This is a genomic window from Desulfuromonadales bacterium (assembly GCA_035620395.1).
Lineage (GTDB): Bacteria > Desulfobacterota > Desulfuromonadia > Desulfuromonadales > DASPGW01 > DASPGW01.
Window position 1 is genome coordinate 1 of sequence record DASPGW010000206.1, and the last position, 23,739, is coordinate 23,739.

The following is a 23,739-nucleotide window of genomic DNA, read 5'->3' on the forward strand; positions in this document are numbered from 1 at the left end:
GACTTCGACCATGATCGCCTTGCCGTCTTTATCGAAATGGGTCAGTTTGTCTTCATTCATCGACTTTCTCCAGAGCGAGAATCTGTGTGAGACCAATCGAACTCAGGGGATCTATGGGTCAAATATGTCCCATTGGTCCCATCAGGCTTTACTCAAACACGCCTTCCAGTGCCTCGGCGGCGCTGCGCACACCGACCAACTCCATCCCTGCCGGCGCCTCCAGACTCTTCAGGTTGCCGGCCGGCAGAAAGCAACGGTCGAAGCCGAGCCTCGCCGCCTCCTTGATCCGCAGTTCGGGGCGGGAGACGGCCCGCACTTCGCCGGCGAGCCCGACCTCGCCGAACAGGATGGTGCGCTGCGGAATCGGCCTGCTCAGGTGGCTGGAGGCAAGGGCCGCCACCACCCCGAGGTCGACGGCCGGCTCGTCAAGACGTACGCCGCCGGCGACATTGAGAAAGATGTCCTGGGCGAGCAGCGAGAGCCCGACCTTTTTCTCAAGTACCGCCACCAGCAGGGATACCCGGCCGTGGTCGATCCCCATGGTGGTTCGCCGCGGGGTGCCGAAGGATGCCCCGGAAACCAGCGCCTGCAGCTCTACCAGGATAGGCCGGCTCCCCTCCAGGGACGGGACGACGGCGCTGCCGGCCGCCCCTTCCGGGCGCTCGGCGAGGAACAGCTCGGAGGGGTTGGCCACCTCGGCCAGCCCCGCCTCTTTCATCTCGAAGACTCCGATCTCGTTGGTCGAGCCGAAGCGGTTCTTGACCGCCCGCAAAATGCGGTAGGGGTGGCCGGGGTCGCCCTCGAAGTAGAGGACGGTGTCGACCATGTGTTCCAGCACGCGCGGGCCGGCAATGGCGCCGTCCTTGGTGACGTGTCCGACGATGAATGTGGGAATGCCCTCTCCCTTGGCCAGATGCATCAGGCGTCCGGCGCATTCGCGCACTTGGCTCACCGAGCCGGGCGCCGATTCGAGCGACCCGGTGAAGATCGTCTGGATGGAGTCGACCACGAGGAAGGCGGGCTTGAGCTCCTTCACCCGTTCGAAAATCGTCTCAAGGGAGGTTTCGGCCAGCAGGTAGAGCGGATCGGCGCTTACCCCGAGGCGCTCTCCGCGCAGTTTCACCTGGCGTACCGATTCCTCGGCGGTGACGTAGAGGATGGGGCCACAGCGGGCCAGTCGGTCGGCGGCCTGCAGCAGCAGGGTCGACTTGCCGATGCCGGGGTCGCCCCCGATCAGAATGAAGGAACCGGGAACAACGCCGCCGCCCAGCACCCGGTCGAGCTCGGCGATGCCGCAGCACAAGCGGTCCTCCTCGGTCGAAGCTACTTCAGCCAGGCGCTGCGGGCGGGCCGCCGACGGTATCCCCCCGCCCCGCCCGCGGAGGACCGGCTGCTGCTCCTCGACCAGAGTGTTCCACTGGTTGCAGTCGGGGCATTTGCCTAGCCACTTGGGGCTTTGCATGCCGCACTGCTGACAGGTATAGACGGTTTTCTGCTTCAAAATCCCCCCGGCGCCAGAATGAAGGTGTCCATTCTATGCGCTACGTTCAGGGGTGTCAACGAACATCCCCCACCCGGCTTACCCGCATCGTCGGATCGGGGTTTTTCGACGGCCATATCTTTCTCGTGCTGCCAGCAGTTCAGGTCTGGATTCTGTAGCGCGAAAAGGTTGCAGCCAGAGCTTGTGCCGGCGCTTTATTTCCGGTATAACCGTGCTGACTTTCGTCCGTTTTCGAACATTTCACCGACAGCGAACCCATGACCGACCTCTCCATCTCGCTCGCAAAAGCTCTCGCCCTGCGTGACAAGGGTGCCCTGCTGATCGATGCCCGCACCCCCGCCGAATACGCTGAGGCGACCATTCCTGGCGCGGTCAACGTGCCGATCTTTGATGACGAGGAGCGGGTGCGGGTGGGGACACTCTACAAGCGGCTGGGGAAGGGGGCCGCCAAGCGTCTGGCGATGGAGTTGGTGGCGCCGAAGATTCCGGCGATGGTGGCGCAGGTAGAGACGGCTCTTGCCGGGTGCCGGCCGCCGGTGGTGGTATTCTGCTGGCGCGGCGGCATGCGCAGCCGGGCGCTGACCACCTTCCTCGATCTGGCTGGCATCCCGGCGCGCCAGCTGGTCGGCGGCCACAAGGCCTTCCGCAGCCAGGTGCGGGAGTTCTTCGAGCGTGGGGAGTGGGGGCGGCTGCTGGTGCTGCGCGGCCTGACCGGGGTCGGTAAAACCAGGCTGCTGCTGCGTCTGCGGGCCGAGGGTTATCCGGTCCTCGACCTGGAGGGGCTGGCGAGCCACCGGGGAAGCGCCTTCGGCGCTCTCGGCCTGGAGCCGCAGCCGGGCCAGAAGCGCTTCGAGGCGTACCTTTGGGACGAATTGCGACGAATTCCCCCCGGCAGCTACGCGCTGGCCGAGGGGGAGAGCAAGCACATCGGCCGGCTGGTGCTGCCGCCGCAGGTTTACGAGGCGTTGCAGATTGAAGCCACCCTCTGGATCAATGCCTCCCTCGACTATCGGACACGGATCATCCTTGACGACTACCCCGCCCTCGACGGCCTGCGGGCCGCCTTCGTGCGACCGCTCAAGGCCCTGCGTCCGCGACTGGGCGGCGAGACGGTCGACCGCCTGCTCGGCCTGCTCGAGCAGGGGGAGTGGGAGGCGCTGGTACGCGACCTGATGGTCCTCTACTACGACCCCCTCTACCGGCACACCCGGCCAGAGCGGCGCATCGAGATCGACATCGAGCCGGAAGAGCAGGGTATCGTCCGTCTGAAGACCGCCATCGACCAGGTGCTGGCCGAGAAGAGACCGGCGGCCCGCCACGAAAGTGATGAAAACTAAGCCTTTCACCGCAATGGCGCCAAAGGCACGAAGAAAATCCGGAAAATTGTTTTTTTTGGAACCTTTTTGCGAGCTTTGCGTCTTGTGCGAGCAGTGCGAGCGGGCGGGTAGTTTCAGGTCTTGCCCGTTACGAATCACGGAATTTCGCAGGACAGCGGGGGATTATGAATAAAGGAGCAAGCCGGCGGGAGCCGGTACGGGCGCTGATCGTCGATGACGAACGGTTCATGCGTGCCACCCTGCGTGAACTGCTGGAAGAAAGCGGCTACTCCGTGTCCGAGGCGGCCAGCGGTCTGGGGGCACTGCAGATGGTGCGTCAGACGCCACCGGATGTCATCTTACTCGATATTGTCATGCCGGGGATGGACGGTTTTGAAACCTGCGCCGAGTTGCGGCGGCTACCGGAGAGCAAGCACCTGCCGATATTGATGGTGACCTCCCTGGAGGATGCGGGAACGATCAATCGTGCATACGCCGCTGGCGCTACCGACTATCTGCCCAAGCCGGTCAACGGCTCTCTGCTGCGGCATCATCTGCGCTACGTACTGCGGGCAAGCCGGCTTTTCGAAGAATTGCGGCAGAAGGAGGAGCGACTGGCGGTCGCCCAGCGCATCGCTCGCCTGGGAAACTGGGAATGGGACGCGGAATCTGGCGAAGTGCACTGCTCGGCTGAGGCCTTGCGGGTGTTCGGGACGCCGTCTGCCGAGGCTTCCGCCGGCCTGGCTCTGCTGCTCGATGGGGTGCACCCGGAGGACCGCAGGCGGGTCGAGAATGCCCTTGGTGAGGCTCTATCTGGGGGCGTTTCCTGCCAACTTGATCACCGTATCCTGTTGCCGGGAGGCGACGTCCGGCATGTCCAAACCCAGATGGAAGTCCGCATCGATCCCTTGCGTCGGTCCAAGCGGCTGACGGGAACGGTACAGGATATCACCGAGCGTAAACTGTTCGAGGAAAAGCTGCTGCTGGCCGGCAAGGTCTTCGACCACAGCAGCGAGATGATCATGATCACTGACGCCGCTTTCGCAATTATCGACGTCAACCCCGCCTGTTGTCAGCTGACCGGCTTCTCCCGTCAGGAGTTGATTGGCAGCGACATCCGCGTTCACCAATTAAGCCACCACGACAAGCACTTCTTCCGCCAAATCATGGAAAGGCTGGATCAGCATGGTCGCTGGCAGGGAGAACTGTGGAACCGGCGCAAGGATGGGGAAACCTTTCCGGCCCTGGTGGCCATCAGTACGGTCAGGAACGAAAAGGAAGCGATCTCCTATTACGTGACGGTCGCCTCCGACATCTCAAAATTGCGCGAAACCGAACAGCGCCTGCAACAGCTGACCCAGTTCGATCTCCTCACTGCCCTGCCTAACCGCATCCTCTTCCATGACCGCCTGGATCAGGCTCTGATCCAGGCCGTGCGCAACACCGGTGTGGTTGGCGTCCTTTCTCTGGATATCGACAACTTCAAGGAGATCAACGACACTCTTGGCTATCACGCCGGCGACCTGGTGCTGCAGATGGTAGCGAGCCGCGTGGCGAGTCGGGTGCGCAAGAGCGATTCGGTCGCCCGCCTCGGCAGCGACGAATTCGCCGTTATCCTGCGCGAACTGAACCGCAACGAGAGCGGCGCCCTGGTGGCGCAGCGTATCCTCGATGCCCTGAACAAACCGTTTGCCCTGGAAGGAAAAGAATTTTATCTCACTGCCAGTATCGGTCTGGCACTCTATCCCGACGATGCCGAGGTGGGGGAGGATCTGACCAAAAAGGCCGGAATCGCCATGTCCTTTGCCAAGCAGCAGGGGAAGAACTGCTACCAGTTCTTCTCCGCCGAAATGAACTTCCGGGCAAACGAGCGACTGCTGCTCAAGACCGGCTTGCGCCGGGCACTGGAGCGCCGCGAGTTCCTTCTGCATTATCAGGCCAAGTTCGACTGCCAGAGCGGCAAGCTGACCGGCCTCGAAGCGCTGGTCCGCTGGCAGCATCCGGACCGGGGACTGGTCCCGCCGCTGCAGTTCATCCCCCTGGCCGAGGAGACTGGCCTGATCGTCCCCCTCGGCGAGCAGGTATTGCGTCTGGCTTGTGCCCAGAACCGGGACTGGCGGCAACAGGGTTTCATGCCGACGCGGGTGGCGGTCAACCTCTCGGCCAACCAGTTCCGCGACAGGGCCTTGGTCGACGTGGTCCGCCGGGTGCTGACGGAGACCGGGTTGCCGGCGGAGGCTCTGGAACTGGAGATCACCGAGAGCGCCTTGATGCTGGACACCGACCGGGCGCTCGATACTCTGCGGAAGTTCAAGACAATGGGGATCACCATTGCCCTCGACGACTTCGGCACCGGCTACTCCTCGCTGAGTTACCTGAAGCGTTTTCCGGTCGACACACTGAAGATCGACTACTCATTTGTAAAGAACATGTTCGTCAATGCCGAGGATGCCGCCATCGTCAAGGCGATCATTGCCATGGCGCGTAGCCTGAAGATGAAGACCATTGCCGAGGGAGTCGAGACTGAGGATCAGCGGGTGATCCTGCGTGAGCAGGGGTGCGACGAGGTGCAAGGGTATGTGGCAGGCATGCCGTCGCCGGCTGCCGAGATTGAACGCTTCCTGGCCCGGAGCTGAGACAGCGGGGTGTGGTGCCGGGACAGGCAGGTGTGGGATCCGCCCTCTGCAAACCGTATTCTTTACTTTTGCCTCTGGATGCGGCGATAATAAAAAGTCTGTTCCCTTCCTCAGAAGGATCGAGCCTTGGCCAAGTCCCCCCGAAACCTTGCCTGTAACGCCCTCTGCGGCAAGTGTCTGCGCCACTGCAAGCAGCCGCCTCCAGCCGTGCTCGTCGATTGCCCGCGCTATCTCCCCCGGCCCTTCAAGATTGTCGAACACCGGTTCGACCAGTTAGAGCTGTTCGGCAAGAAAAGATAGCGGATGGCGCACCGGGCCATCGGTGCGGCCAGCGGCGATTTTCCTGCAAATAATGAAGGCGAAACCGAAAGCGGTTCCGCCTTTCTTTATTGCTGAATCCGGCCGAGGAAGTCGACCACAAAGGGGATGAATTTTTCCGGTTCGACGAGGAAGGAGTCGTGGCCGTAGTCGGAGTCGATGAGGTGGTATTCGACCGGCTTGCCGAGTTGACGCAGCGCGGTGACCACCTCCTCGGTCTGGCAGGGGGGGTAGAGCCAGTCGGAGGTGAAGGCGAACCAGAGCGACGGGCAGGCAAGGCGCGAGAGCGCCTCCTCGCGGCTGTCGAAGTTCCAGCCGACGTCGTAGAGGTCGAGCGCCTTGGCCAGGTAGAGGAAGGCGTTGGTGTCGAAGCGCTCGACGAAGTTGGCGCCATTGTATTCGAGGTAGCGTTCGACCTCGAACTGGCCGAAGAAGTCGAACATCCCGTCCCGCGCCGAGAAGCGCCGGCCGAACTTGAGATGCATGGAGACGTCGGAAAGAAAGGAAATGTGGCCGATGGCTCTGGCCAGGGCCAGTCCGTCGGCGGGGGGATGGTCGGGCCGGTAGTTCCCCTTCTTCCACATCGGGTCGTTGAATATCGCCTGCCGGGCCAGGGCGTTGAGAGAAATGGCCATCGGCGAGGTGCGGCCGGTGCCGGCGATGGGGATGATCGAACGGACGGCCTCCGGATAGAGAACCGCCCACTCCAAAGCCTGCATCGCTCCCATGCTGCCGCCGATGACCGCAAGCAGCCGGTCGAGGCCGAGGCGGTCGATGAGCAGTTTCTGCGCCCGGACCATGTCGCGCACCATGAGAACCGGAAAGGAGAGGTTGTAGGGTTTGCCGGTGCGCGGGTTGAGACTGGTCGGACCGGTCGACCCCCTGCAGGAACCGATGACGTTGGAACAGATAACGAAATAGCGTTCGGTGTCGAGGAGTTTGCCGGGACCGATCATGTCGTCCCACCAGCCCGGCTTGCGGTCGTCCTCGTTGTTGCGGCCGGCGGCGTGAGCGTCGCCGGTCCAGGCGTGGCAGACCAGAATGGCATTGGAGCGGCTGGCGTCGAGGCTGCCGTAGGTCTCGTAGGCGAGGGTGAGAGGGCCCAGCAGTCGACCGCTCTCAAGCTGCAGTTCGACGTCGAATTCGGCGTATTCGGTTTTGACGATGCCAACGGATTCGCTCAACTGTCCACCCTCTGCAAAATCAAAAAGGCCCCTTCCCACGGCGATGGGAAGGGGCCTTCGGATACGATGAATTGAGGCGGCGTATCGTTCGGGCTCCGTCCTCATCTTGCCCTCCTTCGCTGAAGCTTCGGCGGGCAGGAATTAGCACCTGACACCCGCGCCATGCGGATCGGTTGCTGTGGTTTCACAGGGCCTTTCCCTCCACCACTCTCGATAAAGACGATGCGCTATTGATTTGTAATGACGGACTTTAATGGAAAGTCGCCGGGTTGTCAAACGGATTTAACAGCCTGCGGTTGCAGGGGCAATGCATGAATTGCCCCTACGCCAATCCTGCCACCAGATCCTCCCAGAGGTCCTGGGGGTCTTCGATGCCGACGGAGATGCGCACCAGCGTCTCGCGGATGCCGAGGCTGAGCTTGGTTTCGGCGGGGATGGCGGCGTGCGACATCGACCAGCAGTGGGTGAGAATGGTTTCCACGCCGCCGAGGCTCGGGGCGATGATCGGCAACTGGATGGTCCGCAGCAGGCGCGTCACCTGCTCCTTCTCCTGCAGTTCCAAGGAGAGGACGGCGCCGGCGCCGCTCGCCTGGGCAAAGTGCCGCTCGCGCCCGGCAAAGTCGGCGAGGCCGGGATAGTAGACCCTGGCCACCGCCGGGTGCGCCTGCAGTCGCTCGGCAAGCAGTTGGGCCCCTTGCTGGGCCGCTTCCAGTCGCACCTTAAGAGTCTTGATCCCGCGCGAGAGGAGGAAGGAGTCAAAGGGGGAGAGGACGGCGCCGAAGGCGTTCTGGAAGAACTTCAGGCGCTTGGCCAGGTCGGGATCGGCAGTGGTGACCAGGCCGGCCAGCAGGTCCGAGTGGCCGCCGAGGAACTTGGTGGCACTGTGGATGACGACGTCGACGCCCAGATCGAGCGGGCGCTGCAAGAGCGGCGTCATGAAGGTGTTGTCGAGCAGGGTGAGCAGGCCCCGTCGGCGGGCGAGAGTAACCATCGCCCGCAGGTCGACGATCTTGAACAGCGGATTGGAGGGAGTCTCGAGAAAGAGCGCCCGGGTGTTGGGGCGGATGGCGGCCTCGACGACGGCGAGATCGGTCTGGTCGACGAAGCTGGCCTCGATCCCCAGTTGCGGCAGCACCGCCGCCAGGTAGCGCCAGGAGCCGCCGTAGAGATCGTCCGGGGCGACCAGGTGGTCGCCGCTTTTGAGCAGCGAGAGGGCGCTGCCGATGGCCGCCATCCCCGAGGCATAGGCGAAACCACGACATCCTCCTTCAAGCAGGGCGATCGCTTCTTCCACCTGGTCGCGACTCGGATTGCCGCTGCGGGAATAGTCGTACTCGCCTGGCTTCCCTTCCGCGTGGTGGTAGGTCGAGGCGGTGTAGATGGGGACGACGGCGGCGCCGGTGGCCGGGTCGCGGTCGCGGCCCTGGTGAACCAGCAGGGTGGCTGGGCGCATTTTCTTGTCAGTCATGGTGAAAGTCCTTTTGGCCTTTTATAGATCCTATGGGTCTTATAGATCCTATGGGTCCCATGGGACTAATAAGACCTATGAAACCTATAATTTTATCAACTCAGAGCCTGTTCCAGGTCGGCGATGATGTCGTTCACGTCCTCGATTCCCACCGAGAGGCGCAGGAGGGACTCGCTGATGCCGAGACGCTCCCGCTCCTCCTTGGGGATGTCGCCGTGCGTTTGCACCGCCGGCAGGGTCATGAGCGATTCGACACCGCCGAGGCTTTCGGCAAAGGAGATCAGGCACAGCTTCTTCAGTGCCGCCCGGGCCACTTCGGGGCTTTCGACGCGAAAGGAGAGCATGCCGCCGAACCCCTTTGCCTGCGTCTTCGACAGTTCGTGGCCGGGGTGGTCTTCCAGCCCCGGATAGTAGACGGCGGTCACCTTCGGCTGCGTCTTCAGCCAGCGGGCGACCGTGAGAGCGCTCTGGCAGTGGCGCTCCATGCGCAACGCCAGGGTCTTGAGGCTGCGGATCAGCAGCCAGCAGTCCTGCGGCGGGAGGATGGCGCCGGTGGAGTTCTGCAGGAAGTAGAGGCGTTCGCCGAGGGCCGGGTCTCTGGCAACCAGGGCGCCGGCACAGAGGTCGTTGTGTCCGCTGAGGTACTTGGTCGCCGAGTGTATCACGACGTCGGCGCCGAGGTCCAGCGGCCGCTGCAGCAGCGGGGTGAGGAAGGTGTTGTCGACGATGAACAGAAGCTTGCGCTGCCGGCAGAGGTCGGCAAGCGCCGTCAGGTCGGCGACGCCAAGCAGGGGATTGCCCGGCGTCTCCACCAGGATGGCCTTCGTCTGCGGGTTAACGGCGTCCGCCACCGCTGCGGTTTTCGTCGTGTCGACGTAGGTGGCGGTCAGCCCCAGCTTGGCGAAGACCTGGGCCAGCACCCGGTAGGTGCCGCCGTAGAGGTCTTCGGAGACGACCAGATGGTCGCCGGCGGAAAAGTGCAGGAAGAGAGTGGTCAGCGCCGCCATCCCAGAGGAAAAGGCGAGGCCACGGCTCCCCCCCTCGAGCAGAGCGAGCCCTTCCTCCAGCATCTGCCGGGTCGGGTTGCCCGAGCGGGTGTAGTCGAAGCCGGTGCTTTCTCCCACCCCGGGGTGGCGGTAGGTGGCGCTGGGGTAGATGGGAAAGCTGATCGCCCCGGTTTTCTCGTCGCGGCCGACGCCGATCTGCACGATGCGGCTGGCCAGTGAAAGTTGCGTTTTCTGATCCATGGTCATCCCCCTTGGATTTGTCCGGGGCAAAAACAAAGCCCCTTCTCGTGGGGATGAGAAGGGGCTTCGAGGGGAGTCAGGATATGTCGAATCCAGTCCTTCGAAGCTCCGTCCTCATCTTCCCCCGGAAAATTCCGGAGCAGGAATTAGCACCTGGCATCCGCGCCGTGCGGATCGGTTGCTGTGGCTTCGCAGGGCCTGTCCCTCCGCCACTCTTGATAAAGACGATGCTGTGTATGATTTTTTCTTGACCACAACTATAGGAAAACAAATTTTTATTGTCAATGGTTTTTATCGCCTACCGCATTCGTCCGAACCACGGTTGCCAGCTCAGACGATCCCCTCGAACAATACGCTGGTAAGGTAGCGCTCACCGGAGTCCGGAAGAATGACGACGATGTTCTTGCCGGCAAATTCAGGTTGTGCCGCCAGTCGGGCGGCCACGGCAGCGGCGGCGCCGCAGGAGATTCCCGAGAGGATACCTTCTTCCTTGGCCAGGCGGCGGGCGAAGTCGAGGGCTTCGTCGTTGCTCACCTGCTCCACCCGGTCGACGACCGAGAGGTCGAGGGTGTCGGGGATGAAGCCGGCGCCGATCCCCTGGATCTTGTGCGGGCCGGGCTTGAGCTCGGCGCCGGCGAGTTTCTGGCTGATCACCGGGCTGTCGGCAGGTTCCACCGCCACCGAAATGATCTTCTTCCCGCGGGTGTTCTTGATGTAGCGGGAGATGCCGGAGATGGTGCCGCCGGTCCCCACGCCGGAGACGAGGACGTCGATCTGGCCGTCGGTATCATTCCATATCTCGGGTCCGGTGGTCTGCTCGTGGATGGCCGGGTTGGCCGGGTTCTTGAACTGGTGCAGCAGCACGTATTTGTTCGGGTCGGAGGCCGCCAGCTCCTCGGCCGCGGCGATCGCGCCGGACATTCCCTTGGCCCCCGGCGTGAGAATCAGGTTGGCGCCGAAAGCCTTGAGAACCTTGCGCCGCTCGATGCTCATCGTTTCCGGCATGGTCAGGGTGAGAGGGATGCCCCGGGCGGCGGCGACAAAGGCGAGGGCGATTCCTGTGTTGCCGCTGGTCGGCTCGACGATTTCCTTGCCGGGGGTCAGCAAGCCCTTCTTTTCGGCATCCCAGATCATCGAGGCGCCAATCCGGCATTTGACCGAATAGGCGGGATTGCGTCCCTCGACCTTGGCCAGGATGGTCGCTCCGCCCTTGGGGGCGAGGTGGTTGAGCCGAACCAGAGGGGTGCGGCCGATGGAGAGGGAGTTGTCGGTGAAGATCTGGGCCATGTTGGTGCTCCTTTCGCATGGATGAGAAAATATGCTGCAGTCCTGTTTCGAACGCACTCAAGGTTTCAGGCCTGACGCAACTGATCAAGGCTACCAGAAAAACCTGGTCTTACCCGTAAAGTTCCCGGACAATCTGCTCCGCGAGGACCTCGGCGGAAGTCTGGGCGCCGTTGACGGTGATCTCCGGATTCTCGGGTACTTCATAAGCTAAATCGATGCCGGCGACGTTCCTGATCTCTCCGGCGCGGGCCTTCCGGTAAAGTCCGGTGGTGTCGCGCTCTTCGCAGACCGGAAGCGGGGTGTCGACGAAAATCTCCACGAATTCACCCGGTTCGAGGATTTCGCGGGCAGTTCGCCGCTCGCTCCGGAACGGCGAGGTGACGGAGGCCAGCACGATCAGCCCGGCATCGAGGAAGAGTCTGGCGACTTCGGCGACCCGGCGGATGTGTTCGACCTGGCCGGCGTCGCTGAAGTCGAGGTCGCAGCTGAGCCCCTGGCGCAGGTTGTCGCCGTCCAGGAGGTAGGTGTGGCGACCGAGGGAGTGGAGTTTCTTCTCGACCAGATTGGCAATGGTCGACTTGCCCGCTCCGGGCAGGCCGGTGAACCAGAGAACGCGCGGTTTCTGCCCCTTGAGTTCAGCCCGGGACTTTTTGTCGAGGTCGAGGCTCTGCCAGTGACCGCTGCCCGGCTGCAGCAGGGGCTGGTGAATCATCCCGGCGCCGACGGTGGCGTTGGTGAGGCGGTCGATGAGGATGAAGTTGCCGGTGCCGCGGTTCTCCCGGTAGGAGTCGAAGCTGATCGGCTTGCCGAGGCTGAGGCTGCAGATTCCCACCTCGTTGAGCTGAAGGGTTTTGCCCGCTTCCTGCTGCAGGGTGTTGACGTTCACCTTGAACTTGAGTTCGGCCACCTGGGCGGGGGCGGTAGAAGAGCCGGCCTTGAGCAGGTAACTGCGCCCCGGCAGCAGGGGCTCTTCGTGCAGCCAGACCACCTTGGCCTCCAGGCGGTCGGAGTGGTAGGGCCGCTCCTCCGGGCTGGCGAGGGTGTCGCCGCGGCTGATGTCGATCTCGTCGGTCAGGGTCAGGGTCACGGCCTGGCCGGCGACGGCCCGGGACAGGTCGCCGTCCATGGTGACGATGCGGGCGATGCGGCTGGTCTGTCCGGAAGAGCAGACGACCACTTCGTCGCCGGGGTGCACCATCCCCGAGGCGATGGTGCCGCAGAAGCCGCGGAAGTCGAGATTGGGGCGGTTGACCCACTGTACCCGCATGCGGAACGGCTTCTGGCCGGCGGCATCGGCCACCTGGACGGTTTCGAGGTATTCCATCAGGGTCGGTCCCTGGTGCCAGGAGGTCTTCTCGCTGCGCGTCAGGACATTGTCGCCATTCAGGGCGGAGATGGGGATGGCGGCAATCTGGTCGAAGCCGAGTCCGGCGGCGAAAGCCTCGTACTCCCGGCGGATCGCCTCGAAGCGCTCGGTGCTGTAGTCGACCAGGTCCATCTTGTTGATGGCCAGAACCACGTGGCGGATGCCGACCAGGGAGACCAGGTAGCTGTGCCGCCGGGTCTGGGTCAGCACCCCCTTGCGGGCGTCGATGAGGATGACGGCGACCTGGGCGGTGGAGGCGCCGGTGACCATGTTGCGGGTGTACTGCTCGTGGCCGGGGGTGTCGGCGACGATGAACTTGCGCTTGTCGGTGGAGAAAAAGCGATAGGCGACGTCGATGGTGATCCCCTGTTCGCGCTCGGCCTGCAGGCCGTCGAGGAGCAGGGCATAGTCGATGTTTTCCCCCTGGGTGCCGACGCGTTTGCTGTCGGCCTCCAGTGCCGCCAACTGGTCCTCGAAGACCATCTTGGAATCCCAGAGAAGTCGGCCGATGAGGGTGCTCTTGCCGTCGTCGACGCTGCCGCAGGTGATGAAACGCAGCATCGACTTTTCTTCCTGGGTCTTGAGATAGGCCAGGATGTCCTGAGCGATCAAATCGGATTGGTGAGCCATATCTAAACCTCGAATTATGAATTATGAAGGATGAATTATGAAGAAAGCCGGCTTCAGTTGTTCGTCTTCTGATGTTTCAAATTTCATTATTCATCCTTCATCCCTCATCCTTAAAAATATCCTTCCTGCTTCTTCTTCTCCATGGAGCCGGACTGGTCGTGGTCGATCAGCCGTCCCTGGCGTTCGGAGGTGCGGGTGAGGAGCATCTCCTGGATGATCTCCGGCAGGGTGGCGGCGGTCGATTCGACAGCACCGGTCAACGGGTAGCACCCCAGGGTGCGGAAGCGCACCGATTTCATCTCGACCTTCTCCCCGGCCTGGAGCTGCAGCCGTTCGTCGTCGACCATGATCAGCATCCCGTCCCGCTCGACCACCGGCCGCACCGCAGCGTAGTAGAGGGGGACGATGGGGATGCTCTCCAGGTAGATGTACTGCCAGACGTCGAGTTCGGTCCAGTTGGAGAGCGGAAAGGCGCGAATGCTCTCGCCGGGCCGGACGCGGGCGTTGTAGATGTTCCACAGCTCGGGGCGCTGACTCTTGGGGTCCCAGCGGTGGCTGGCGGTGCGGAAGGAGAAGATCCGCTCCTTGGCGCGCGACTTCTCCTCGTCACGCCGGGCGCCGCCGAAAGCGGCGTCGAACTTGTACTTGTCGAGGGCCTGCTTGAGCCCCTCGGTCTTCATGATGTCGGTATAGAGGGCGCTGCCGTGGCTGAACGGCGTGACCCCCTGCTCGACCCCCTCCACGTTGGTGTGGATCAGCAGGTCGAAGCCGCACTCGTGCGCCATCCGGTCGCGGAACTCGATCATCTCCCGGAACTTCCAGGTGGTGTCGACGTGCAGCAGCGGAAATGGCGGCCGGGCCGGGAAGAAGGCCTTGCGTGCCAGGTGCAGCATCACCGCGGAGTCCTTGCCGATGGAGTAGAGCATCACCGGGTTTTCAAACTCGGCCGCGACCTCGCGGATGATATGGATGCTTTCCGCCTCGAGCTGGCGGAGGTGGGTCATTTTTTGGCTCATATAGTCCTCTTTTTCAACCTTGGTGTAGGGGCGCAGCGCGCTGCGCCCTGGGCACGGCACGCCGTTCCCCTACAGAAATCCGCCTAGCGCTTGTGCAGTCCGCATTCCTTGTTTTCGGGGTCCTCCCACCACCAGCGGCCGGCCCGGGGATGCTCGCCGGCCCGGATCGCCCGGGTGCAGGGAGCGCAGCCGATGGAGGGGTAGCCCAGCTTGTGCAGGCGGTTGAGGGGAATGCGCTTCTTTTCCGCATAAGCCCACACCTCGGCTTCCGTCCAGGAGACGAGGGGGTTGATCTTCAGGATGCCGCCGTGGGCGGCGTCGATCTCCAGGGGGGCGATGTCGGCGCGGGTTACGCTCTGCTCCCGGCGCATGCCGGTGACCCAGCCGGCCAGGCCCGCCAGCGCCCGGCCGAGCGGCTCCACCTTGCGGATGCGGCAGCATTCGTGGCGGTTCTCCAGGCTGGCGCGGAAGGAGAAGAGACCCTTTTCCCGCTCCAGCTTTTCCACCGCTTCGCGCTCGGGAAAGTACCAGTCGATCGACACGCCGTAGCGTTCGCTCACCGCCTCGGCGACTTCGTAGGTCTCCTCGTTGAGTCGGCCGGTATCGAGGGCGAAGATGCCGACCGGGAGGTTCAGCTCCCGGACCAGGTCGATGACGACTACGTCTTCGACGCTGAAGGAGCAGGCCAGTTTGACGGGGCCACCGGCCGCCGCCAGGCCGGCCTGAAGGATTTCGGTCGCCGTGGCATTTTCGGGAAGGGAGGGAATTTTCGTTGTCATCTTCTCAATCCTTGGCAGAGCCGCGTGGCGGCGTTAGATTTTGAACCCCAGCAGGGGCCAGACAAAGCGGGCCGTCAGCAGGAATAGGCCCCAGGAGCAGGCCATGATCACGGCTCCCGGCAGGATCATTTCCCGGCTCCGCAGAAAACCGGAGGAATAGACGATGGCGTTGGCCGGCGTCCCCATCGGCAGACAGTAAGCAAGGCCGGCCGGCAGGGCGATGGCCAGGGTGATGATGCGCGGGTCCATCCCCATGGTCTTGGCCAGGGAGAGACCGATCGGCATCAGGATGGCGATCACCGCCGCATTGCTGATGCATTCGGTGAGCAGCATGGCGATCAGCGAAATGACGGCCACGGCCAGAAACGGTGAATCCTGCAGGCCGGCCAGGCCGTGACCGGCAAGCCACTGCGCCGCGCCGCTTTTCTCCAGGGCCGATGCGAGGGCGATGGCGCCGCCGTACATCAGGATCACTCCCCAGTTGACGTATTCTTCAATGGTCTGCCAGCTCACCACCCGGAAGACGAAGAGGGCGACCACGGCGAGAATGGCGATGCTGGCCAATCCCAGCGTCTTGCCGAGGAGAATCCAGCCGAGCAGGGTCAGCAACATGATCAGCGCGACGATCTTTTCGTCCCAGCTCATCCGTCCGGTTTCCAGGCGCTTGCGGTTGAGGAACAGCAGGCCCTTATCCACGTTCGCCAGGTCAGGAGGGAAGAACCGCAGCAGCAGGGTGAAGCCCAGCAGCAGCAAGGGCAGAACCAGGGCGCCGGCGGCCAGGGCCCATTCGAAGAAGGAGAAGTCCAGGCCGGTGTTTTCCTGCAGCATGCCGACGGCCAGCGGCGCCCGGGCGCCGCCGAGAAAGGTGGCGATGCCGCCGATGACGCAGCCCCAGCCAATGGCCATGAAGAGGAGCTTGCCATAGAGGCTGCGGGAGGGCTCCAGTTCCAGGCTGCGGACGATTTCGGCGACGACGGCGAACATCATGGCAGCCACCGCGTGTTCGCTCATGCAGAAGGAGAGGATTGCCGAAAGGAGAAAGACCGTCAGAACCAGGCTTTTCGGGGTTCGGCCGAAACGGGCCAGCATGGCGCGGGCCATGCGGGAGGAGAGGCCGGAGCCGGTCATGGCGGCGCCCAGGATGAAGGCGCCGAGAATAAAGAATACCGCCTCGTTGCCGAAGAGGGCGTAGGTCTTCTTGGCCTCCATGATCCCCAGCAGGGGAAGGGCGGCCATGGCAAGCAGGGAGGTGACCGCCAGAGGCAGCAGTCCGGAGACCCAGAAAAAGATGCTGACGCCAAAAACGATGAGGGAGCGATAGCCGGCCACCGAGAGCCCCTCGGGCGGGGTCAGGCTGAAGAGAACGGCACCAGCGATCAGTAGCCCGGCAAATACCTGGTAGCGCAGGGTGCGGTCCGCCAGAATCAGCCAGATCGGCCGACGGTCGATCTTCAGAGGCTTGTCGAAAACGACCGGTTCCATCACAGCCCCGCCGACTCGAAGGATTCTTCCACTTCCCTGACCCTCAGCAGTCGCCGCAGATCCGAGGTGGTGCGCAACCTGGCGTCATTGACCTTGTCGAACAGGCCGTTCACGACCCCTTTTTTCGGGGGTGGGGCAAAGGGGGTGGTGAGATAGAGCAGCGGGTGCAGGGGTTTGACGGTCACCTTCCGGCGGCGCCATCCCCGGGTGAGATGTTCGAAAATTGCCGCAATCTCCGCCTCCGGGTAGCGGGCGGCCTCATCGCCGATGGCCACCAGCGGCAGGATGTCGTCGGCCAGCAGAAGGTCGATATCCCGGACCGTGGCCGACGGGGCCTGTGCCCCGGCAAACAGGGTGGAAACGGTCGACCATCTGGGAAAGACGGTCTTGGCATAGTGCAGCGCCGCCAGTCTGCTGTCTCTGTCCCCGCTGAGCGGGATGTCGATAAAGTCGATCCCCGCCGCATAGGCATGCTCGAGAAGTTGCCGGGACGGGATGGAGTGAAACTGCCCGACCAGAAATCCCTTGAAATTCCGCTTGATCGATCTGACCAGCGCTTCTGCCTGATGGAAGTCTGCAGACTCGGTGAAGCTGAAGACGAAGAGCTCGGCCGGAGACTGGCAATCACTTTCGAAGATTGTTTCCAGCGTTTGGCGAGGCGGAAGTTGCCCACCGACGAAAAAGACAGTGTCCTGTCGGCGCAATTCGTCGGCGACAGCCGGGATAACCGGCCGGGCAATGAGGATCTTTGCTTTTGCTGAATCGACGATCATGGGCGGAGTCTTTGCCGAAAGCGGGTTGGAGCGAGCGGCCAATTGGTAAATCTGACTTTGAGGCTAATTTATTGGAGTATTTTTGTCAACAATAATTTCAGAAAAAACATGAATAAATTAGTAAACAATATCCTGGTGATTATTCTTTATTGTTTAACTGTAAAATCCCGATTTTCAAGCAAGCTTTTAGGGAGGGCGTATCGTGCCGGCCTGCCTCTCGGCCTCGGTCGTGATGCGCAAAATATGAGCAGACCTGCACTCATGTTGTGCAAGGCGTCGTTGCCGTGCCCGGCGCTGGCCGCCTAACGACCTAATTATACATGAAAATGGAGCAGGCACGGGGCTTGAAATAGGCATTCCCCTTGACGGTGACAATGGCGTCTCCGGAACACACAGACAAGGAGGTCGTGAGGCAATGGAGCCTACCCTTACATCCCTGCGCCATGGCGGCGACGTGCTTTTTCTTCTGCTCGGGGCGGTCATGGTTTTTGCCATGCACGCCGGTTTTGCCTTTCTTGAAGTGGGCACTGTTCGGAAGAAGAGCCAGGTCAACGCTTTCGTCAAGATCCTTTCCGACTGGTCCGTTTCCACCGTAGTTTACTTCCTGGTCGGTTATCCCATCGCCTACGGCATCCATTTCTTTCATCCGGCCGCCAGTCTGCTGGGGGAGACCAATGGCTACGAACTGGTGCGCTTCTTCTTCCTGCTCTGTTTTGCCGCCTGCATACCCGCTATCATCTCAGGCGGCATCGCCGAGCGGGCCCGCTTCTGGCCGCAGGTGCTGGCCGGGGCCGTTTTCGCGGGCATCACCTACCCCCTCTTCGAATCCCTGATCTGGGGTCAGAACAGCGCTGCCCTGCAGGGTTTCTTCCAGAAAACCTTCGGTGCTCCGTTTCATGATTTTGCCGGCAGCGTCGTCGTGCACTCCATGGGTGGTTGGCTCGCCCTGCCGGCAGTCCTCCTGCTGGGTGCTCGGCGCGGCCGATTCAGTCGGGGTAAAAGCCAGGCCATACCGATCAGCAATATCCCGTTCCTGGCCCTCGGCAGCTGGATCCTGGCGGTCGGCTGGTTCGGTTTCAATGTAATGAGCGCCCAGAATCTTGCGGGAATCTCCGGCCTGGTGGCGGTCAACTCCCTGATGGCCATGGTCGGCGGGGTGCTGTTTGCCCTGGTTGCCAGTCGGAACGACCCGGGTTTTGTGCACAACGGTGCTCTGGCGGGGCTGATCGCCATCTGTGCCGGCTCCGATCTGGTCCATCCGCTGGGGGCTTTTTTGATGGGCGGGATCGCTGCCCTGATTTTTGTCTTCGGCTTTCAGTGGGAACAGGAGCGGTTGCAGATCGACGATGTCCTGGGGGTCTGGCCGCTGCATGGGATCATCGGCACCTGGGGGGGGGTTGCCGCCGGCATCTTCGGGAACCCGGTGCTCGGCGGGTTGGGAGGGGTGTCGTTCTTTTCGCAATTGGCCGGAAGCGTCCTGGCAGTTCTCTACGCACTGGCAACGGGGGCTGTGGTCTACTGGGTCATCCGGCGTTTCATCGGGTTCCGCATGAGCGACGAAGCGGAATTCGCAGGTCCGGACCTCGCCATCCACCAGATCCATGCCTATCCCGAGGATTATGTGCGGTAGCGGCAGGCAGGGAGGTTTGACGGCATTTGCCGCCGCAGGTATAATAAGGGTGAAAAAAGAGTTTGAGGGGGACCGGACGCGGTTCCTCTATTCGCCCTGGTTACTTGCCCTCCTGGTTTCCAGGGTGTTTTTTGTCGACAGCGGCGAAAAGGCCGTCTCCCCATTCACGGGAAGACGGCCTTTTTTCCATGTTGCAAAAGAATCAACCCGTCAAGGCGGGGCATGTTGCTGCCGCTTGTATTCAGCCCTGATGTGTTTATGACAGCTGTTTTTTTTCTTCCTCGTGGATGAGGTGGGCAAAAGTGTAGCGGCTGAGAGTGCTCATCAATTCGCCCCGAATCTCGCGCCAGGCGCCATGGACCGGGCAGAAGACGTCCCGTTCGCAGGCGCCTTCCCGGGTCAGGCACTGATTGATGTAGAGAGGCCCCTCCTGGGCTTGCACCACATCGAGCAGGGAGACTTCCTGGGGGGGCTTGAGTAAGTAGAAGCCGCCGCCAACTCCGCGTTGGGAGCCGACGATTCCGGCCTTGATCAGGGGTTGAAATATTTTGGTGAGAAAAGCCGGAGTGATGCTCTGGGTCCGGCAGATGTCCTTTTTGAAAACGATTTCTCCGCGTGGCTGTTTGGCCAGGAAGAGCACTGCGCGGATTGCATATTCAGTGGCTCGGGTGATAAGCAAGGGCTACCTCCAATTGATGACCTTTGAGGTAATTGGTAACCCCCGGCGCGAATTTTGTCAATCACAAAGACGGGAAACCTGGGTGGGAAATGCGTAGGTCAGGCCGGAACGAGGCGCTGAATCTGGCTGATGAGAGAAACGTCGTTGAATGGTTTCTGGATGTAGCCGTCGGCTCCCGAACTTTTGACGAGTTCTTCCAGCTCACTGCTCGATTTGGTCGACATGAGCAGTACGGGAATGTGGCGGCTCGACTCCCGCTCCTTGAGCAGGCGAACTTTACGGTCGCCGTTCAGCATCGGCATCATGACATCGATCAGGATCAAATCGGGCCGGCGTGTTGCGTAAATGAACTGGTTGGCCTCGATGCCGGAATCGGTGGTTATCACTTCATAGCCGGCCCCTTCGAGGGCGTCTGCGGCAACCGCCAGAACCAGCTTGCTGTCATCTATAACCACGACGCGTTTCGCTTGCATGCTCTTCCTTCCTTGTCAGGCGGCAATTGTTCATAAATATAACGGTGTTATGTGAGATATTTATGAGGTTAACCGAGGCGACCAGGCTTGTCAAATGTAAAAATCGCGGCAGTATAACTGGCGGGTGGCGCGGCGTAGCGTCGGTTTGTCGTAAAATCAAACAAGGGTCCTGAAATGCTGCGGTCAGCTAAGCCGAATGGCCGCGAAGGGAATGCTCGCCGCATTTGCTGTCCGTAAGCTAACTGCGCCGGCCCCTCTTGACAGGTTTTGGAACAGGGGGCATTATCGGCTGACCCTCAAGATGAAGGCATCCCCGGTTCATGGCCGAGCATTTGCACTCATTGCCCGTCGTTGGCCGTTTTGCGCCGAGTCCCACCGGCCCGTTGCACTTTGGTTCTCTGGTGACGGCGGTGGGTAGCTTCTGTCTGGCACGGCAGGGCGGCGGTCGATGGTTGCTGCGTATCGAGGACCTGGATACGCCTAGGGTCGTCTCCGGGGCAGCTGACGAGATCATGCGAGTCCTGGAGGGGTTGGGCCTGGAGTGGGATGGCGAAGTGGTCTGGCAGAGCCGGCGCGTGCCCGCCTACGAAGCCGCCCTTGCCAGGTTGCGGGAGAGAGGATTGGTGTTCGCCTGTGGCTGCTCCCGGCAGGAAATCCTGGCGAGCGCCCCTCACCCCGGCGAAGAGGGCCCCCTTTATCCCGGGACCTGCCGGTCGGGACTTGCCGCCGGACGCCGGCCCCGTGCCCTGCGGATCCGGGTTCCCGACGAAGTGGTCTGCTTCGCCGATGGCCTTTTCGGTCCCGTACAGCAGTGTCTGGCCAGTGCCGTAGGCGATTTCGTGCTGAGAAGGGCCGACGGTCTGTTTGCCTACCAATTGGCGGCGGTGGTTGATGATGCCGAAAGTGGCGTCAACCAGGTGGTGCGTGGCGCCGATCTGCTGACGTCCACGCCCCGGCAGATTTTCTTGCACAGCTGTCTGGGCAACCCGCTTCCCTGCTATGTTCACCTCCCCCTGGTCCTGTCTCCGGACGGGGAGAAGCTCAGCAAGCGGCACGGCGCGGTTGTTGCCGATTCGACCCGGGAAGGGGGAAAGCTGGTCTGGCAGGCCCTGCACTTCCTCGGCCAGGAGGTACCCGCTGACCTGAAGAACGCCCCGCCCCGCACGATCCTCGCCTGGGGTGTGGCTCATTTTGCTCTCGACCGTGTCGTGTTGCATCCGGCTAACGCATGGCCTGCCTGAGGCCAGGGCCAGGTGGACTGTCGCTTGTTGAAACAGCCTGCCCCAGGTGGAGCCGACTGTCCCCTGGTTGAATTGTTTCTTCGCTCTCCCCGGAGCGAATGTTCAAAAAACTAAATTTGGCTCAAACAGATTTAAAGGAGGCCGTTGTATGTACCGATCGCTTGCCATGGTTTTGAGTGTATTGCTTCTAGCCGGATGCAGCAGTGGTTTTTTCAAGATCCCCAGGGAGGAATATCGTCAGACTGTGCGCACGCTCGGAGTGCTGCCCCTTCTGGTGGATGCCGACTCGACCATCACCCACCCCGAGCGCGAGGCGGTGGTGGACATTTTGCGCCGGACCAGCGCCGGTCGTGAAGGGAAGTTAAGCGAGCTGCTCCGGGAGAATAAGACCTACTTCGATGTGCGACCGGTGGCGGGCGACCCCCGACAGTTGTATGCCGAGGTGGTCAAGGGAAGTTCCTTGCGTGGTGAGGGGGAGGGACTTTACCGCCATTATGATTTCGCCGAGGCAAGCGTTGCCGCCCTGGCGCAGCGCCATGTGGTCGATGCCTTGCTGATCGTCATCCTTAATGGCGTGGAGCGCCAGGACAAAAGGTGGGACCGTCTTCATCTCAACTACCTGCAGTCCAATTTCAACGATATCGTGGCAACCGCCGCCGTAGTTCTCCCTTCAGGCGAAGTCATTTGGGAGTACCCCGGCACCGGTGCCGACAAGTTCCTGGCCCTGCAGTATCCCGATTTTGACGAGGCTTATTACAACAGCACCGACCAGGTCCGGGTCAAGTACATCACCGCGGCCGGTCTGGAGCGAACTTTGGAAGAGGTCGAGCGGGGGGTGTTCGGAAAAGGCGAATTTTCGCGCCGTTACCTAAGGCAATTTTCACTCATTGCTGCAGAACTGAAACCGGGTCTGCAAAATCCGTTCAAAGCGAAGGAGCCAGTTTCTCCAGCCTTAAACGGCAAGTAGCCGGGACTTGCAGTGCTGCCAAACGGGGAGGCGGCAAGGGCTTTTGTTCTTGTCGTCTCCCTTTTTTCGCAATTCTCATCGAATAATGGATTGACATGGCAGGGTAAAGGGAGTACATAGTTTTAGTGTTGTCGAACATCTCGCCATCCACGTATAAGTCTGGAACCAGGTCCTTTCGGGCACTCATCCGCATACGAAATTGAAATACACAATTAAGTCCGAATTGCTTGCCGGGCGGAAGTGCGGCTGAGAGGCATCACCGTACCGCGGCATTCTTGAGAAGGAAAATCCTTCCGCCGTTTCATTCCCATGCGTCTCATTTCCTGACCATACAGAATCTTTCAAAAAGTGAGCAAGGTAAAACTACAAGCTTGTCCGACTGGCAGTGCGGGCCGCCGTCCGGGGTATTGACCGGGCCTTTTGTCATGCCGGAGTACGGCTGAGGAGAAACCATGAACCTGAAAGAACTCAAAGAGAAGAAAATCACCGAGCTGACGGCCATTGGGAAAGAACTCAAGGTCGAAGGCGCTTCCGGCATGCGCAAGCAGGATCTCATCTTCGCCATCCTCAATGCGACTGCTGAGAAAAATGGTGCCATCTTCGGTGAAGGGGTGCTGGAAATTCTCCCCGACGGCTTCGGCTTTTTGCGGGCGCCCGACGCGAACTATCTCCCCGGTCCTGACGATATCTATGTCTCCCCTTCGCAGATCCGCCGCTTCAACCTGCGCACCGGCGATACGGTATCCGGGCAGATCCGGCCGCCGAAGGAAGGAGAGCGCTATTTCGCCCTGCTCAAGGTTTCCGAGGTCAACTTCGAAGACCCGGCGGTGGCCCGCGATAAAACCCTTTTCGACAACCTCACCCCGCTCTATCCTCAGGAGCGCATCATCCTGGAGACGCTTCACGATAACCTGCCGATGCGGGTCATGGACCTGGCTACTCCCATCGGCAAGGGACAGCGAGGGCTGATCGTCGCTCCGCCGCGTACCGGCAAGACGATGCTGCTGCAGAACATCGCCAATTCGATTACCACCAATCACCCCGAGGTCTACCTCATTGTGCTGCTGATCGACGAGCGCCCCGAAGAGGTGACCGACATGCAGCGCAGCGTCAAGGGCGAAGTCATCTCCTCTACCTTCGACGAGCCGGCTACCCGGCACGTTCAGGTCGCCGAAATGGTCATCGAGAAGGCCAAGCGGCTCGTGGAGCACAAGCGTGACGTGGTGATCCTGCTCGATTCGATCACTCGCCTGGCCCGCGCCTACAACACCGTTGTGCCCCCCTCCGGCAAGATTCTCTCCGGCGGGGTCGATTCCAACGCCCTGCACAAACCGAAGCGCTTCTTCGGCGCGGCTCGCAACATCGAAGAAGGGGGGAGCCTGACCATCATCGCCACCGCCCTGGTCGACACCGGCAGCAAGATGGACGAGGTCATCTTCGAGGAGTTCAAGGGGACCGGCAATATGGAACTCCACCTCGACCGCCGTCTGGTCGACAAGCGAACCTTCCCCGCCATCGACATCAACAAGTCGGGAACCCGGCGCGAGGAGTTGCTCCTCGACCAGACCAGCCTGCAGCGTATCTGGCTGCTGCGCAAGGTCCTCTCCTCGATGAATGTAGTCGACAGCATGGAGTTTCTGCTTGAAAAGCTTGGCGAGACCAAGAGCAATCAGGGCTTTCTCGACTCCATGAACCGGTAGATGCTCCGCGGCAGAAAGTACTTGCGGAAGGGTTGAAAAACTGATA

General features: G+C 61.6%; 19 protein-coding genes and 2 riboswitches. Of the genes, 7 read left to right on the forward strand and 12 right to left on the reverse strand.

Annotation, left to right across the window (positions count from 1 at the left end; all coding sequences use genetic code 11):
• Window positions 1–148: 148 nt before the first annotated feature.
• Entirely contained in the window at window positions 149–1,501 is a 1,353-nt protein-coding gene (gene radA, locus VD811_11300; GenBank protein ID HXV21558.1) for a DNA repair protein RadA, read from the reverse strand.
• Between the two features lie 257 nt (window positions 1,502–1,758).
• Between radA and mnmH the strand changes: the two genes are divergently transcribed.
• The 3 genes from mnmH to VD811_11315 all read left to right on the forward strand — a co-directional run bounded on the left by mnmH (window position 1,759) and on the right by VD811_11315 (window position 5,753).
• Entirely contained in the window at window positions 1,759–2,838 is a 1,080-nt protein-coding gene (gene mnmH / locus VD811_11305; protein HXV21559.1) for a tRNA 2-selenouridine(34) synthase MnmH, read from the forward strand.
• A gap of 164 nt (window positions 2,839–3,002) precedes the next feature.
• Window positions 3,003–5,453, forward strand: a complete 2,451-nt coding sequence (locus VD811_11310) for an EAL domain-containing protein (protein ID HXV21560.1) — start codon at window positions 3,003–3,005, stop codon at window positions 5,451–5,453.
• 126 nt (window positions 5,454–5,579) lie between these two features.
• A complete protein-coding gene (locus VD811_11315) occupies window positions 5,580–5,753 on the forward strand; it encodes a hypothetical protein (protein ID HXV21561.1) in 174 nt (57 codons plus the stop codon).
• Window positions 5,754–5,839: 86 nt separating this feature from the next.
• Here the strand turns inward: VD811_11315 and VD811_11320 are convergent, their stop codons facing one another.
• From VD811_11320 to VD811_11360, 9 genes are all read right to left on the reverse strand, one after another.
• The gene (locus VD811_11320) at window positions 5,840–6,955 is read right to left on the reverse strand and encodes a homoserine O-acetyltransferase (protein HXV21562.1); all 1,116 of its coding nucleotides are present in this window, start codon (window positions 6,953–6,955) and stop codon (window positions 5,840–5,842) included.
• A gap of 98 nt (window positions 6,956–7,053) precedes the next feature.
• A riboswitch (SAM riboswitch) is annotated at window positions 7,054–7,175 on the reverse strand.
• A 102-nt stretch (window positions 7,176–7,277) separates the two neighbouring features.
• Entirely contained in the window at window positions 7,278–8,423 is a 1,146-nt protein-coding gene (locus VD811_11325; GenBank protein HXV21563.1) for a PLP-dependent aspartate aminotransferase family protein, read from the reverse strand.
• Between the two features lie 95 nt (window positions 8,424–8,518).
• Window positions 8,519–9,670 carry a PLP-dependent aspartate aminotransferase family protein gene (locus VD811_11330; GenBank protein HXV21564.1) on the reverse strand — a complete coding sequence of 384 codons (1,152 nt, stop codon included), beginning with the start codon at window positions 9,668–9,670 and terminating at the stop codon, window positions 8,519–8,521.
• 111 nt (window positions 9,671–9,781) lie between these two features.
• Window positions 9,782–9,895, reverse strand: a riboswitch (SAM riboswitch).
• A 105-nt stretch (window positions 9,896–10,000) separates the two neighbouring features.
• Window positions 10,001–10,957 (reverse strand): cysteine synthase A, encoded by a 957-nt coding sequence (cysK, locus tag VD811_11335; protein ID HXV21565.1) that lies wholly within the window; start codon window positions 10,955–10,957, stop codon window positions 10,001–10,003.
• A 109-nt stretch (window positions 10,958–11,066) separates the two neighbouring features.
• A complete protein-coding gene (gene cysN / locus VD811_11340; protein ID HXV21566.1) occupies window positions 11,067–12,953 on the reverse strand; it encodes a sulfate adenylyltransferase subunit CysN in 1,887 nt (628 codons plus the stop codon).
• Between the two features lie 110 nt (window positions 12,954–13,063).
• Window positions 13,064–14,029, reverse strand: coding sequence for a sulfate adenylyltransferase subunit CysD (gene cysD, locus VD811_11345; protein HXV21567.1), 966 nt, complete (start codon window positions 14,027–14,029; stop codon window positions 13,064–13,066).
• Between the two features lie 23 nt (window positions 14,030–14,052).
• Window positions 14,053–14,748 (reverse strand): phosphoadenylyl-sulfate reductase, encoded by a 696-nt coding sequence (locus VD811_11350; protein HXV21568.1) that lies wholly within the window; start codon window positions 14,746–14,748, stop codon window positions 14,053–14,055.
• A gap of 33 nt (window positions 14,749–14,781) precedes the next feature.
• Complete coding sequence (locus VD811_11355) at window positions 14,782–16,230, reverse strand: DASS family sodium-coupled anion symporter (GenBank protein HXV21569.1); 1,449 nt, start codon at window positions 16,228–16,230, stop codon at window positions 14,782–14,784.
• Window positions 16,230–17,003: a hypothetical protein gene (locus VD811_11360; GenBank protein HXV21570.1), complete on the reverse strand. Its 774-nt coding sequence runs from the start codon at window positions 17,001–17,003 to the stop codon at window positions 16,230–16,232. Before VD811_11360 ends, VD811_11355 begins: the two co-directional genes overlap by 1 nt.
• Before the next feature lie 415 nt (window positions 17,004–17,418).
• Between VD811_11360 and VD811_11365 the strand changes: the two genes are divergently transcribed.
• Window positions 17,419–18,633, forward strand: a complete 1,215-nt coding sequence (locus VD811_11365; GenBank protein ID HXV21571.1) for an ammonium transporter — start codon at window positions 17,419–17,421, stop codon at window positions 18,631–18,633.
• Between the two features lie 256 nt (window positions 18,634–18,889).
• On the opposite strand, the gene VD811_11370 is transcribed toward VD811_11365, so the two are convergent.
• Together VD811_11370 and VD811_11375 are read right to left on the reverse strand one after the other, a co-directional pair.
• Window positions 18,890–19,312 (reverse strand): Rrf2 family transcriptional regulator, encoded by a 423-nt coding sequence (locus VD811_11370; GenBank protein ID HXV21572.1) that lies wholly within the window; start codon window positions 19,310–19,312, stop codon window positions 18,890–18,892.
• A 98-nt stretch (window positions 19,313–19,410) separates the two neighbouring features.
• Window positions 19,411–19,785 (reverse strand): response regulator, encoded by a 375-nt coding sequence (locus VD811_11375; GenBank protein ID HXV21573.1) that lies wholly within the window; start codon window positions 19,783–19,785, stop codon window positions 19,411–19,413.
• Window positions 19,786–20,105: 320 nt separating this feature from the next.
• Here VD811_11375 and gluQRS point away from each other — a divergent pair, with 320 nt between their 5' ends.
• The 3 genes from gluQRS to rho all read left to right on the forward strand — a co-directional run bounded on the left by gluQRS (window position 20,106) and on the right by rho (window position 23,693).
• Complete coding sequence (gene gluQRS, locus VD811_11380; GenBank protein ID HXV21574.1) at window positions 20,106–21,026, forward strand: tRNA glutamyl-Q(34) synthetase GluQRS; 921 nt, start codon at window positions 20,106–20,108, stop codon at window positions 21,024–21,026.
• A gap of 148 nt (window positions 21,027–21,174) precedes the next feature.
• Complete coding sequence (locus VD811_11385; GenBank protein HXV21575.1) at window positions 21,175–21,993, forward strand: hypothetical protein; 819 nt, start codon at window positions 21,175–21,177, stop codon at window positions 21,991–21,993.
• A 452-nt stretch (window positions 21,994–22,445) separates the two neighbouring features.
• Window positions 22,446–23,693: a transcription termination factor Rho gene (gene rho / locus VD811_11390; GenBank protein HXV21576.1), complete on the forward strand. Its 1,248-nt coding sequence runs from the start codon at window positions 22,446–22,448 to the stop codon at window positions 23,691–23,693.
• The last annotated feature ends 46 nt before the right edge of the window (window positions 23,694–23,739 follow it).